This window comes from Mesorhizobium sp. B4-1-3 (assembly GCF_006439355.1).
Taxonomy (GTDB): Bacteria; Pseudomonadota; Alphaproteobacteria; order Rhizobiales; family Rhizobiaceae; genus Mesorhizobium.
The window spans coordinates 288,466-301,153 of sequence record NZ_VFTG01000001.1 but is presented as its reverse complement, the minus strand read 5'-3'; the positions used below and the strand labels follow the sequence as shown (position 1 = coordinate 301,153).

General features: G+C 65.0%; 12 protein-coding genes. 7 read left to right on the top strand and 5 right to left on the bottom strand.

From position 1 onward, the window contains the following. The 4 genes from FJW06_RS01430 to deoA all read left to right on the top strand — a co-directional run bounded on the left by FJW06_RS01430 (position 1) and on the right by deoA (position 3,542). Positions 1 to 972: an ABC transporter permease gene (locus tag FJW06_RS01430; protein ID WP_140746885.1), complete on the top strand. Its 972-nt coding sequence runs from the start codon at positions 1 to 3 to the stop codon at positions 970 to 972. 61 nt (positions 973 to 1,033) lie between these two features. Beyond that, complete coding sequence (gene cdd / locus FJW06_RS01425) at positions 1,034 to 1,426, top strand: cytidine deaminase (protein WP_140746882.1); 393 nt, start codon at positions 1,034 to 1,036, stop codon at positions 1,424 to 1,426. Then, positions 1,423 to 2,226 carry a purine-nucleoside phosphorylase gene (locus FJW06_RS01420; protein ID WP_140746877.1) on the top strand — a complete coding sequence of 268 codons (804 nt, stop codon included), beginning with the start codon at positions 1,423 to 1,425 and terminating at the stop codon, positions 2,224 to 2,226. The genes cdd and FJW06_RS01420 overlap by 4 nt, the downstream gene beginning before the upstream one ends. Beyond that, entirely contained in the window at positions 2,226 to 3,542 is a 1,317-nt protein-coding gene (deoA, locus tag FJW06_RS01415; protein WP_140746872.1) for a thymidine phosphorylase, read from the top strand. Before FJW06_RS01420 ends, deoA begins: the two co-directional genes overlap by 1 nt. Before the next feature lie 106 nt (positions 3,543 to 3,648). On the opposite strand, the gene FJW06_RS01410 is transcribed toward deoA, so the two are convergent. The 3 genes from FJW06_RS01410 to FJW06_RS01400 all read right to left on the bottom strand — a co-directional run bounded on the left by FJW06_RS01410 (position 3,649) and on the right by FJW06_RS01400 (position 6,147). After that, on the bottom strand, positions 3,649 to 4,215 hold the full coding sequence (locus FJW06_RS01410) for a TIGR02281 family clan AA aspartic protease (protein ID WP_140746868.1): 567 nt from the start codon (positions 4,213 to 4,215) through the stop codon (positions 3,649 to 3,651). Between the two features lie 204 nt (positions 4,216 to 4,419). Continuing rightward, entirely contained in the window at positions 4,420 to 5,049 is a 630-nt protein-coding gene (gene upp, locus FJW06_RS01405; protein WP_140746865.1) for a uracil phosphoribosyltransferase, read from the bottom strand. Positions 5,050 to 5,172: 123 nt separating this feature from the next. Then, positions 5,173 to 6,147, bottom strand: coding sequence for an adenosine deaminase (locus FJW06_RS01400; RefSeq protein WP_140746862.1), 975 nt, complete (start codon positions 6,145 to 6,147; stop codon positions 5,173 to 5,175). Positions 6,148 to 6,315: 168 nt separating this feature from the next. Here FJW06_RS01400 and ubiE point away from each other — a divergent pair, with 168 nt between their 5' ends. The 3 genes from ubiE (at position 6,316) to coaBC (ending at position 10,275) form a co-directional block, all read left to right on the top strand. After that, the gene (ubiE, locus tag FJW06_RS01395) at positions 6,316 to 7,092 is read left to right on the top strand and encodes a bifunctional demethylmenaquinone methyltransferase/2-methoxy-6-polyprenyl-1,4-benzoquinol methylase UbiE (RefSeq protein ID WP_140746859.1); all 777 of its coding nucleotides are present in this window, start codon (positions 6,316 to 6,318) and stop codon (positions 7,090 to 7,092) included. A 58-nt stretch (positions 7,093 to 7,150) separates the two neighbouring features. After that, complete coding sequence (gene ubiB / locus FJW06_RS01390) at positions 7,151 to 8,725, top strand: 2-polyprenylphenol 6-hydroxylase (RefSeq protein ID WP_140746856.1); 1,575 nt, start codon at positions 7,151 to 7,153, stop codon at positions 8,723 to 8,725. A 74-nt stretch (positions 8,726 to 8,799) separates the two neighbouring features. Further along, positions 8,800 to 10,275, top strand: coding sequence for a bifunctional phosphopantothenoylcysteine decarboxylase/phosphopantothenate--cysteine ligase CoaBC (coaBC, locus tag FJW06_RS01385; RefSeq protein ID WP_210238946.1), 1,476 nt, complete (start codon positions 8,800 to 8,802; stop codon positions 10,273 to 10,275). 102 nt (positions 10,276 to 10,377) lie between these two features. Here the strand turns inward: coaBC and FJW06_RS01380 are convergent, their stop codons facing one another. Beyond that, positions 10,378 to 11,829: an MFS transporter gene (locus FJW06_RS01380; protein WP_181178105.1), complete on the bottom strand. Its 1,452-nt coding sequence runs from the start codon at positions 11,827 to 11,829 to the stop codon at positions 10,378 to 10,380. 227 nt (positions 11,830 to 12,056) lie between these two features. After that, a complete protein-coding gene (locus FJW06_RS01375; protein ID WP_140746853.1) occupies positions 12,057 to 12,533 on the bottom strand; it encodes a DUF992 domain-containing protein in 477 nt (158 codons plus the stop codon). Positions 12,534 to 12,688 lie beyond the last annotated feature (155 nt).

Genomic DNA, 12,688 nt, shown 5'->3' with positions numbered 1-12,688 from the left:
ATGGACAGTTTCAACGCAGTCATCCAGGTGCTCGATTCGACGATCCGCCTTTCGGTGCCGTTGCTGCTCGCCTGCCTGGCCGGCCTCTATTCGGAACGGGCCGGCATTTTCGACATCGGGCTCGAAGGCAAGATGCTGGTCGGCGCCTTTGCCGGGGCTTCCGCCGCTGCCGTCTTCCATTCGGCGCTGATCGGCCTCGGCACGGCCGTCCTGATCTCGGTCGCCTTCGCGCTGGTGCACGGCTTCGCCTCGATCACGCATCGCGGCAACCAAATCGTCTCCGGCGTGGCGATCAACTTCATCGCCGCCGGATCGACCATCATCCTCGGCCAGGCCTGGTTCAGCCAAGGCGGGCGCACGCCGGCGCTGCAGCCGGGCGAGCGGTTCGAGGCGATCATCTGGCCCGGCGCCGACGCGATCAAGGATGTGCCGGTCATCGGCCCGATTTATGCCGAGTTGATCTCGGGCCATTCGATCCTGGTCTATTTCGCCTTCGCCATGGTGCCGTTCACCTGGTGGGTGCTGTTTCGCACCCGCTTTGGGCTAAGGATGCGCGCCGTCGGTGAAAATCCGGCCGCCGTCGACACCGCCGGCATCTCGGTCGCCTGGCTGCGCTACCGCGCGCTGATCTGCACCGGCATCCTCACCGGGGTCGCCGGCGCCTATCTTTCCATGGTGCAGAATGGCGGCTTCGTGAAGGATATGACGGCGGGCAAGGGCTATATCGCGCTGGCGGCGCTGATCTTCGCCAAATGGAAGCCGGTCAACGCCATGTTCGCCTGCCTTCTGTTCGGCTTCCTCGACGCGGCCTCGATCCGCTTGCAGGGTTCGCCGCTTCCTCTTGTCGGCAAGGTGCCGGCGCAGCTCATGCAGGCGCTGCCCTATGTTCTCACCGTTATCCTGCTCGCCGGCTTCATCGGCAAGGCGGTCCCGCCGCGGGCCGGCGGCGTGCCCTATGTGAAGGAACGCTGAGACGCGATTTTCCTCCGGGGGCGACCGGCATTTGAACAAGATCGTGGGAGAGAAGAACCGGATGTCGCATGATCTATTCGAGGCGGCGAAGACGGCGATGGCCAAGGCCTATGCGCCCTATTCGAAGTTCCCGGTCGGTGCCGCGCTGCGCACCGAGGACGGGCGCGTCTTCACCGGGGCCAATATCGAGGTGGCGTCCTATCCGGAAGGCTGGTGCGCCGAGACGACGGCGCTCGGTCACTACATCATGGGCGGCGGCGGCAAGATCGTCGAGATCGCGGTGATCGCCGAACGCATGGCCAAATGCTCGCCTTGCGGCGGCTGCCGGCAGCGGCTGGCGGAATTCTGCCGGCCGGACACCAAGCTTTATCTGTGCGACAACAGCGGCGTGGCCGAGACGGTCACCATGGGCGACATGCTGCCCCACGGCTTCAGGGGCGACATCCTGAAATGAAGGAAGCGCTGGATCATCTGGTCGAAAAGCTGGACGGGCTGGCGCCGACGGCGGCGCTCGTGCTGGGCTCGGGGCTCGGCGGCCTGGTCGACCAGGTCAAGGATGCCAGGCGCATCTCCTATGCCGAGTTGCCGGGCTTTCCGCGAAGTGGTGTTTCGGGCCATGCCGGCGAGGTGGTGGCCGGGCATTTCGCCGGTACGCCGGTGCTGATGCTCTCCGGCCGGGCGCATTATTACGAGCATGGCAATGCCGCCGCGATGCGTCCGGCGCTCGAGGTGCTTGCCGGCATCGGCATCTCGCATTTGATCCTCACCAATGCCGCCGGGTCGGTCGACCCTGAAATGGGACCTGGGTCGGTGATGCTGATCACCGACCACATCAATTTCTCCGGCTCCAACCCGCTGATCGGCGAGCCGAGCGACCGCCGCTTCGTCGGCCTCACCGAGGCCTATGACGCGGGCCTGCGCGGCGCGATCGAGAAAGCGGCAAAGGCTACGGGAACCGCGCTGCATCAAGGCGTCTATATGTGGTTCTCGGGACCGTGCTTCGAAACGCCGGCCGAGATCCGCATGGCGCGCGTCATGGGAGCGACCGCGGTCGGCATGTCGACCGTGCCGGAGGTCATCCTCGCCCGCTTCCTCGGGCTCAAGGTCGCCGCCTGCTCGGTCATCACCAATCTGGCGGCCGGCATGACCGGTGCGGAACTCTCGCATCAGGAAACCAAGGACATGGCGCCGGTCGGCGGCGCGCGGCTGGCGACGATCCTGCGGCGCGTCTTCCAGGACGGCTTGCCCGACTGATGCTGCCGCAGGAGATCATCCGCCGCAAACGCGATGGCTACAAGCTCTCGGCCGACGAGATCGCGGCCTTCATCACCGGGCTGACGGCCGGCAGCATCTCCGAGGGCCAGGTCGGCGCTTTCGCCATGGCCGTGTTCCTCAACGGCATGAGCCGCGAGGAGGCCGTGGCGCTGACGATCGCCATGCGCGATTCCGGCGACGTGCTCGACTGGTCCGACCTGCCCGGCCCCGTCACCGACAAGCATTCGACCGGCGGCGTCGGCGACAATGTCTCGCTGATGCTGGCGCCGATCGTCGCCGCCTGCGGCGCTTATGTGCCGATGATCTCGGGCCGCGGCCTCGGCCACACCGGCGGCACGCTGGACAAGATGGATGCGATCCCCGGCTATGCCAGCCAGCCGGACGTGGCGCTTTTCCGCAAGACGGTGCTCGAGACCGGTTGCGCCATCATCGGCCAGACCGCCAATCTCGCGCCGGCCGACCGCCGGCTCTACGCGATCCGCGACGTGACGGGCACGGTCGAATCAGTCCCGCTGATCACCGCCTCGATCCTGTCGAAGAAGCTTGCCGCGGGCTTGGGCTCGCTGGTGCTCGACGTCAAGGTCGGCAACGGCGCCTTCATGGAAAAATCGCGCGACGCGGCCGTCTTGGCAAACAGCCTGGTGGAGGTCGCCAATGGCGCAGGCCTGAGCGCATCCGCTTTGGTGACGGGCATGAACGAGCCACTGGCCTCGGCAGCCGGCAATGCCGTTGAGGTGAAAAATGCCGTCGATTTCCTCACCGGCCGCTACCGGGACCGCCGTCTGGAGGACGTGACGCTGGCTCTGGCAGCCGAGATGCTGCAGTCGGCCGGGCTCGTCTCGTCCAACCAGGACGGCATCAGGCGCGCCACCGAAGCGCTCGCCGGCGGCCGGGCGGCGGCCGTCTTCGCGCGGATGGTTTCCGCGCTTGGCGGTCCAGGCGATTTCATCGAGAAACCGGAAAAGTACCTGCCGGCGGCGCCGGTCGAACTGGCCGTGAAAGTGGATCAGGACGGGTTCGTGACCGGCATCGCCACGCGCGATATCGGGCTTGCCGTTGTGACGCTCGGCGGAGGGCGTTCCCATCCGGACGATAAAATCGATCATGCCGTTGGTTTGACCGGACTGTTGCCGGTCGGTGCCGAACTGCATTCAGGCGAGGCGCTGGCGCTGGTCCATGCCCGCACCAATGCTGAGGCCGAGGCGGCAGCGGCCGCCGTGCGTGCCGCTTACACGATCGGGGGTTCCAAGCCGCCGGCCGAGAAGACCGTGCTCAGGCGAATATTGCCGCGATAGATCAGTCATCGTTTCGTGGAAAGGATGAACTGATCTAGCCTTTATTTTTGACGCAATTCCGGACGGAAAACCGCTGCGCACTTTTCCTGGAATTGCTTATGCGGCCTCACTGGACGAGCAGCAGAGCGCCGTCCTGAACCTGGTATTTCTGCAACCGCTGCAGGAAGCTCATGCCGATCAGGTTGGTCTGCAGGGCTTTGTCGTCGAGCACCATCGCCTGGACGCTGTCGATGGAGATCTTGCCGATCTGCAGGCGCTCGACCGTCACCACGGCGGCCTTGATCGCGCCATTGGCGGTGTTCACCTGTCGATTGAAGTCGGACGGGTTGAGCGAGATGCCGATCCGGCGCGCTGTCGAGGTGTTGATGGCGACCAGCGTCGCGCCGGTGTCGATCATGCCGTCGATCTGGCGGCCGTTGAGCTTGAACTGCGACGTGAAGTGGCCGCGCGCATCGGCGTTGACCAGCACCTGGCGGCCGAGCGGCATCGGCGCGGCTGGTTTGTTCGGGACCGAAGCGAGATTGACCTGGGGCTGAGCCTCCGGGGCTGTCGGCTGCGGGGCGACGGCCGATTTCAGGAGGCCATCCACCAGATGCGGGTTAGCCTGATAGACGATCGGAATCGAAGCCGAAGTTCCGGCAAAGATGCCGAGGATGAGAAGCTTGCGCAGCATGGATGCCCCTAAAGCGTTTCACCGTTTCACGAAAACGTCGAACCGCTCTATCCCTTTGTTTTGGGGCAATTCCGAACGGAAAACCGCTTCACACTTTTCCTGGAATTGCTCCCGAAGGCCTGCATCCTTATGCCGATATGGTGTTCGCGATTTTAATGCGTCCCGCAACCACTTGTCTGCGTAAACAGGTGGTAAAGAAGTTCCTCACTTTGTCCCGTACATGCGGTCACCGGCGTCGCCGAGGCCGGGCATGATGTATCCCTTGTCGTTCAACTGGCGATCGATCGAGGCGGTGAAGATCGGCACGTCGGGATGCGCCTTGGTGAAGCGTTCGATGCCTTCGGGGGCGGCGAGCAGGCACAGGAAGCGGATGTTGGTGGCGCCGCGCCCCTTCAGCTTGTCGATCGCCGCGATCGCCGAATTGGCGGTCGCCAGCATCGGATCGACGACGATCACCAGACGGTCGGCAAGATCGCTCGGCGCCTTGAAGAAATACTCGACCGCTTCCAGCGTCTCATGGTCGCGATAGAGGCCGATATGGGCGACGCGGGCGGCCGGCACTAGGTCGAGCAGGCCCTCGAGCAGGCCGTTGCCGGCGCGCAGCACCGAGGCGAAGACCAGCTTCTTGCCCTCCAGCGTCGGCGCTTCCATCTCCTCGATCGGCGTGTCGATCATGGTCGTGGTCAGCTCGAGATTGCGGGTCACCTCATAGCCGAGCAGAAGCGAAATCTCGCGCAGCAGCCGCCGGAAACCGGCCGTCGAGGTCTCCTTCTTGCGCATGATGGTCAGCTTGTGCTGGACAAGGGGGTGGTCGACGACGGTGACGCCCTGCATCGTGATCTCCTTAAGCTCGCTTGAAGCGACCCTAGCGACAATGCGCCGGCCAAGGAACCGCCCGGCGGCCATCCACCACAGCTTTTGCCTTAAATCCAGAACAAGAACGAATCCAGCAGAGAGTCAGCGGCCGCCGCCGTTGACGCGGGCAAGCAGGGCGGCCCTGGTCTTCTTGTCGACGAAGGCCGCCTCGATGGCTGTCCTGGTGACGGCGGTGAGCGCCTTGTCGTCCATGCGGAAATGCTCGGCGGCGATGTCGTATTCGCGCTTCAGCGAAGTCCAGAAATAGGGCGGGTCGTCGGAGTTGAGCGTCACCTTGCAGCCTGCGGTGCGCAGCGCCGGAAAAGGATGGTCGGCGAAACTGTCGAAGACCTTCAGCGCGATGTTGGAGCCCGGGCAGCATTCCAGCACCACGCCCTGGTCGGCGATGCGGCGGACGAGGTCGGGGTTCTCGACGGCGCGAACGCCATGCCCGATGCGCGACGGGCGGATGTGGTCGAGGGCCGCCTTGACGCTTTCCCAGCCCATCAGCTCGCCGGCATGGATGGTGATGCCGAGACCCGCTTCGCGCGCGATCTCGAAGGCGCGTACATAATCCTCGAAATCGCCGATGCGCTCGTCGCCGGCGACGCCGAAGCCGGTCACCAGCGGATGTCCGCAACGCGCCGCGAAGCGCGCCGCCTGCTCGATCGCCTCGACGCCGACATGGCGCACGCCGGTGACGATCATGCGGCCTTCGATGCCGGTCTTGGCCCTGGCGCGGGACATGCCTTCGCCCAGCGCATCCGTGTAGGCTTTTGGCGACAGCCCGGCCTTTTTGGCATGGTCCGGCGAGGTGAAGATCTCGGAATAGATGGCGCCGTCGCGAGCGAGGCTGGTCAGATAATGGTCGGCGAGGCGCGCATAATCCTCTTCGCTGCGGAACAGGTCGGATGCGAAATCGTAAGCGGCCAGAAAGGAGGTGAAATCGTGCCAGACGAAGGAGCCGTTCTGGATATAGGGCGAAGGATCCTTGCCGTATTTGCGGGCCTGGGCGACGACGAGCTCGGGCGCTGCCGCCCCTTCGATGTGGCAGTGCAGTTCGGCCTTCAAAATCATTCGGTCATCCCGTCCGGTATGCTGCTCTCGCACAGGTGCTGGCCGGAAAATCATGCAACACCCTTCCCGGCCGGGTTTTGAAAGCGCGGCCGAAAACCGCGCCTTGGACAATAGCGTCGGCACCATCGATCGGCTATGGTCCCGCCGGTTTTATGACGGATCAAAATAATGTCAGTTGAGAGAACCACGGCCGCGGGCGGCATGGAAACCTCCTATGGTTTCAGGAAGGTCGGGACAGGCGAGAAGCAGCCCCTGGTCAACGACGTCTTCCATAAGGTGGCCAACCGATACGACCTGATGAACGATCTGATGTCGGCCGGGTTGCACCGGCTGTGGAAGGACGCGATGGTCACCTGGCTGAATCCGCCGAAGCGGCCGGGCTGGAAGGTGCTCGATGTCGCCGCCGGCACCGGCGACATCGCTTTCCGCATCGTCGAGGCCAGCCAGCGCCAGGCCCATGCGACCGTGCTAGACATCAACGGCTCGATGTTGACCGTCGGCCGCGACCGCGCTGGGAAGCTGGGCCTTGCCGCGAACACCGATTTCGTCGAGGCCAATGCCGAGGCGTTGCCGTTCGAGGACGACACTTTCGATGCCTATACGATCGCGTTCGGCATCCGCAACGTGCCGCGCATCGAGGTCGCACTTGCCGAAGCCTATCGGGTGCTGAAGCGCGGCGGACGGTTTCTGTGCCTGGAGTTCTCCGAGGTCGAGATGCCACTGCTCGACAAGGCCTATGAGGCATGGTCGTTCAACGCGATCCCCAAGATCGGCAAGGCGGTGACCGGCGACGGTGAACCCTATTTCTATCTCGTCGAATCCATCCGCAAATTCCCCAACCAGCAGAATTTCGCGGCGATGATCGCCCGCGCCGGCTTCGACCGCGTCACCTTCCGCAACTATTCGGGCGGCATTGCCGCCCTTCATTCCGGCTGGAAGCTTTGAGGCGGGATCCCTTGAAGCGAGCCCCTTTGACCAAGGCCTCCTTGAAACAGGCAGGGCAATGAGCAGCATCGCCGCCGCCTTCAGGCTCGCCCGGGCCGGCTGGGTGCTGGTCCGCGAGGGCGTCGTCGCGGCGCTGCCGGGCGAAGAACTCTCCGGCATGCCGAAATTCGGCTGGCGGGTGGCGCGGCTTTTCACCCGCCGCCGTGCGCTGAGCTACCAGCGCGGCGACAGGCTGGCGCGGGCGGTGGTGCGGCTCGGGCCCTCCTACGTCAAGCTCGGCCAGTTCCTGGCGACGCGGCCCGATGTCGTCGGCAACGACATGGCGCTCGACCTCGCGCTCTTGCAGGACAAGATGCACACCTTCCCGAAAGCGGAGGCCGTGCATGCGATCGAAGCCTCGCTCGGGCGCAGGATAGACGATCTCTATTCGAGCTTCGGCGAACCGGTGGCGGCGGCCTCGATCGCGCAGGTGCACAGCGCGGAAGTCGCGCGCGAAGGCGCCGCTTCGCGGGTGGCGGTGAAGGTTATCCGGCCCGGCGTGCGGCGCCGCTTCTTTCAGGACCTTGAAAGCTATTTCCTCGCTGCCCGCCTGCAGGAGAAATACATCCCCGCGTCGCGTCGCCTGCGCCCGGTCGAGGTGACCGAGACGCTGGCGCAGACCACCAGAATCGAGATGGATCTGAGGCTCGAGGCAGCCGCGCTTTCCGAACTCGGCGAGAACACCAAGGACGATCCGGGCTTCCGCGTGCCAGCGGTCGACTGGGAGCGGACCGGCCGCGACGTGCTCACAATGGAGTGGATCGACGGCATCAAGATGAACGATCTGGCCGGCCTCGCTGCCGCCGGCTACGACCTCAAGGCGATTGCGGCGAATGTGGTCCAGTCGTTCCTCAGGCACACGTTGCGCGACGGCTTCTTCCACGCCGACATGCATCCGGGCAACCTGTTCGTCGAAGCGGACGGCACAATCGTCGCGGTCGATCTCGGCATTGCCGGCCGGCTCGGCAAGAAGGAGCGGCGCTTCCTCGCCGAGATCCTTTACGGCTTCATCGTGCGCGACTATCAGCGCGTCGCCGAGGTGCATTTCGAGGCCGGCTATGTGCCGCGCCAGCACAATGTCTCGGCCTTTGCGCAAGCAATCCGCGCCATCGGCGAGCCGATCCACGGCCAGTCTGCCGAGACCATTTCGATGGCGAAGTTGCTGACGCTGCTGTTCGAAGTCACCGAGCTGTTCGACATGGCGACGCGGACCGAGCTGGTGCTTTTGCAAAAGACCATGGTGGTGGTGGAAGGCGTTGCGCGCACGCTCGATCCGGCCTTCAACATGTGGAAGACATCCGAGCCCGTGGTCAGCGACTGGATCGCGGGCAATCTCGGTCCGCGCGGCATGCTCGCCGACGCGCGGGACGCTGGCAGAGCCCTTGTATCGCTGGCAAGGCAGGCGCCCGATCTCGTGGCGCGCGCCGAGCGGCTGTCGCGCGAGATCGATTTGATGGCGGAAAATGGCCTGCGCTTCGACGAAGCGACCGCGCGCGCGATAGGCAGGGCCGAAGCGCGCCACACCCGCTCCGGCCGCGTGGCGCTGTGGGTGATTGCGCTGACGCTGATCTACATCGCGTGGAAATTGCTCTGATGCCCATGCGGCTTGCGGCTGATTGATTGCATTGCTATCATTGCAGGCGCGCTATCTGGAGCGAGTGCAATCACATGGCCAGCATCACGATCCGCAATCTGGATAACGCGGTCAAGGATCTGCTGCGGCAGCTTGCCGCCGAAAACGGCTGCTCGATGGAAGAGCAGGCACGGGCAATGATACGCGCCGCGGTCGAAGGAAGGGCAGGGCAGGCCGACCGCATTGGCGAGATCGAGAAGACGCTGCGTGCGCTGACAGGTTCGAAGGAGCAGGCGGCGCCGGTTGTCGCCGCGTCCGCCAAATCAATTTCTCGGGGTTCTCTCTCCGGCAAGCGCATCCTGCTCATCATCGGCGGCGGCATTGCCGCTTATAAGTCACTCGACCTGATCCGACGGCTGCGCGAGCGCGGCGCCTCGGTGCGGGCGGTGATGACGCCGGCCGCGCAGGAATTCGTCACCACGCTGTCGGTCGGCGCGCTTTCGGCGGACCATGTCTTCACCGACCTGTTCGACCGCAAGGACGAGCACGATGTCGGCCATATCAGGCTGTCGCGCGAGGCCGATCTGTTGGTGGTGGCGCCCGCCACCGCCGACCTGATGGCGAAACTTGCCAACGGCCACGCCAACGACCTTGCCTCGACGGTCCTTCTGGCAACCGACAAGAAGGTGCTGATGGCGCCGGCGATGAACCCGAAGATGTGGGCGCACGCCGCCACGCGCCGCAACCGGGCGATCTTGCAGAAGGACGGCATCGCCTTTGTCGGGCCTGCCAAGGGCGAGATGGCTGAGAGCAACGAAGCGGGCGAGGGCCGCATGGCCGAGCCGCTGGAGATCGCCGCCTCGATCGAGGCGATGCTCGACGAGAAGCCGAAGCCGCTAGCCGGCCGCAGGATCATCGTCACCTCCGGGCCGACGCATGAGCCGATCGACCCGGTGCGCTACATCGCCAACCGCTCGTCGGGCAAGCAGGGCCACGGCATTGCGGCCGCGCTGGCAAAGCTCGGCGCCGATGTGCGGCTGGTCTCCGGTCCGGTCACCATCGCCGATCCGGCCGGTGTCGCGACCACCCATGTCGAAACGGCCGCCCAGATGAAGCAGGCGGTCGAAAGCCTGCTGCCGGCGGATGCCGCCGTGTTCGTCGCCGCCGTGGCCGACTGGCGCACGGCAAACGCCGCCGGCGAGAAGATCAAGAAAGTGGCGGGCGAGGGGCCGCCTTCGCTGCAGATGGTCGAAAATCCCGACATCCTTGCCGGTATCGGCCATCATGCGCAGCGGCCGGGCCTTGTCGTCGGCTTCGCCGCCGAGACGCAAGACCTCATCGCCAATGCCGAGGCCAAGCTCAAGAAAAAGGGCGCGGACTTCATCGTCGCCAATGACGTCTCGCATGAAAGCGGGATCGGTCCGTCCGGTGTGATGGGCGGCGACCGCAACAAGGTGCGCATCGTCTCCAGGAGCGGCGTCGAGGAATGGCCGGAAATGGGCAAGGATGAGGTGGCGGCGCGGCTCGCCGCGCTGATCGCGGAGCGTCTGCGGCAGACCATCGTGGTTTAGCCTGGAGCGTTTCACCGTTTCACGGAAACGGCGAACCGCTCTATCTCTTTGTGTTTACGCAATTCCCGACGGAAAACCGCTCACACTTTTCTTCGAATTGCTCTAGCCGGTCGCTTGCTGAGGCCGCAGCGTCGGCAGCGCGGTCCTCAGCGCGGCGATGCATCCCACGACAGCCAGAGGCACGAAGGCGAGGAACAGCCAGCCGGCAACGCCTGCTGCGGCTTCACGGGTCAGGCCTTCCGAGAAGCCGCTGGCATTGGCGACGATGCCGGCAAGCGCCGCGCCCACCGCGTAGCCGATGCGCTGCATGGTCGGCACGGCTGCGGAGGCGATCGTCTGCTCGCCGTCGCGCGCCGAGGCGACGATGACGCGCGTAAGGAAGGGCCAGCAAACGCCGAAGCCGCCGCCCTGCAGCAGGGCGCACAGCAGAATGAGCGGGATCGAGCCTGCCGGGATGGTGTAGGCGAAGCCGGCGAGGCCGGAAGCGATCATCAGGGCACCGACGACGATGATCAGTCTCTCGCGCTCCAGCGGAGCATTGGCGATGAGGATCGACAGGATCGACCAGGCGATCGATTCAGCGGCGATGATGTAGCCGGTGGTCAGGATCGGAATGCCGTGCAGGGTGGTCAGAAGCAGCGGCCCGTAAATGGTGAAGGTGCAGGTTGCCACGGAGAACGCCGCAACCATGGTCATGCCGCTGCCAAGCGGCGAGCGCCATGAAAACAAAGGCGACGGAAAGAGCCGCGATCGTGGCCTGAGGGCATCAATGCGGAAGAACAGCGCCAAGCCGATCAGGCCGAGGAGGAGCAGCAGTGACGAGCGCAACAGGGCAATGTCGATGCCGGCAGCGGCGATCAGCACGACGCTGAGAGCGAGACAGGCGAGCGCCGGATAGGGGAAGGGCGGCGCCTTGCCGCCGACCACCTGCGGCTTCCTCGCCTCGGGCGTGTCGAGCACGATGAAGCTCGCCAGCGCCATCGCCGCGCCACCGAAGGTGAAGATGCCGAAAGCCCAGCGCCATGACAGGAACTCGGTCATGAGCGCGCCGAGCATCGGGCCGCTGAAGGCCGCGACGCCCCAGATCGCGGACATGATGCCGAAGAGCTGCGGCCAGATGTTGCGCGCAAAGAGGCGCTCGACCGACACGAAGGCGAGCGACACAAGCGCGCCGCCGCCAAGCCCCTCGACAAGGCGCCCAGCGAGGAACAACGGCATGGAGGGCGCTGCGGCGCAGATCAGCGCGCCGATCGCGTAGAGCAGCGCGGCGACCATCATGTTGGAGCGCAGGGCGACATAGCTGACCAGCCGGCCGGCGGCGGCGCCGGCGACGATCGCGCCGAGCTCATAGATCGCCGGCGACCAGCCGACCAGCTGCACGCCCGCGAGGTCGCCGACCATGGCCGGCATCACCGTCGCCACCATCGTCTCGTTGGTGGCATGCAGCAGGATGCCGAGGCTGACGAAGCAGAAGCGCGCCAGGTCGCCGCTCGCCCACAACGCCCTCCAGTCGATCCTGTTGCTGGCCACCTTTTTGCCGCTCGCTGCCGTCACGCCGATCTCCTGCTTGTTCTGCGCACCTCATCCGCGTTGCGAACGAGGGGCAAGATCCAGTTCGGTACGGCTTGTAGAACCTCAAGCGCGGTTGAGCTCAACAGGCTTTTTCGCGATTTCGGGGCAAGCCACCACTGGCGCCGAAGGAATCGGCTTTCCAAAGCACTCGGCCCGGAACAAATGTTCCGGGCCGAGTGGCTGCGTAGCGAATTTGAAAAGCCGAAGGCTCATTTATAGGAGTGGACGAGATCCAGCGACGCTACGGTGACGGCCAGGTTGAGGCCGGTCTGCGCCTGCACGCTGAGCGGCTCCAGCATGAAGGCGCCGTCGAGACCGCCTACCAGGAGATTGGCGCCGCCGCCGGTTACTACCGAAGCCTCGGCGTTGACGCCGTAATAGCTGCCGGCAAGGTCGCCCGCGTCGCGATGGCGCGTTGCGGCGAGCACCGCCCAGACGAGCTGGCCCTGATGTGTCTGGCCGACATCGACGCCGAGTTTGGAGATCATCCCGGTATAAATCTCAGCCGGGCCGTGATGGGAGGGGCGGAAGACGCAGGAGACACCCTTGTTCGAGGTGATAACGTAGCCGACGCCACCGTCGATGCTGCAATCGAGCGTGCCGAGCCGGAGCGTGCCGGCGCTTACCGGAGAAGCGAGGACCGTCGCGGCAAGCGCGGCAGCGGCACAGGCAAGGGATTTGATCATTGGAAAGGTCCTTTCGCGAAAATTGGGCCCCGCTTAAACGATCGAGGTGCGTCGAGCGTTCCGCCGAAAAATTGGCGCGAACATGGCAGAGGTTAACGCATTGCGCTGGGCGGTTAACGGATCGCTATCGGCGTCTCCACGGCACAAGATTATAG

Coding starts and splice junctions, on each gene's coding strand:
- ubiE (WP_140746859.1), top strand. CDS start 6,316: ATGTCAGTTGAGAGAACCACGGCCGCGGGCGGCATGGAAACCTCCTAT.
- FJW06_RS01400 (WP_140746862.1), bottom strand. CDS start 6,147: ATGATTTTGAAGGCCGAACTGCACTGCCACATCGAAGGGGCGGCAGCG.
- deoA (WP_140746872.1), top strand. CDS start 2,226: ATGCTGCCGCAGGAGATCATCCGCCGCAAACGCGATGGCTACAAGCTC.
- ubiB (WP_140746856.1), top strand. CDS start 7,151: ATGAGCAGCATCGCCGCCGCCTTCAGGCTCGCCCGGGCCGGCTGGGTG.
- cdd (WP_140746882.1), top strand. CDS start 1,034: ATGTCGCATGATCTATTCGAGGCGGCGAAGACGGCGATGGCCAAGGCC.
- FJW06_RS01420 (WP_140746877.1), top strand. CDS start 1,423: ATGAAGGAAGCGCTGGATCATCTGGTCGAAAAGCTGGACGGGCTGGCG.
- upp (WP_140746865.1), bottom strand. CDS start 5,049: ATGCAGGGCGTCACCGTCGTCGACCACCCCCTTGTCCAGCACAAGCTG.
- FJW06_RS01375 (WP_140746853.1), bottom strand. CDS start 12,533: ATGATCAAATCCCTTGCCTGTGCCGCTGCCGCGCTTGCCGCGACGGTC.
- FJW06_RS01430 (WP_140746885.1), top strand. CDS start 1: ATGGACAGTTTCAACGCAGTCATCCAGGTGCTCGATTCGACGATCCGC.
- coaBC (WP_210238946.1), top strand. CDS start 8,800: ATGGCCAGCATCACGATCCGCAATCTGGATAACGCGGTCAAGGATCTG.
- FJW06_RS01410 (WP_140746868.1), bottom strand. CDS start 4,215: ATGCTGCGCAAGCTTCTCATCCTCGGCATCTTTGCCGGAACTTCGGCT.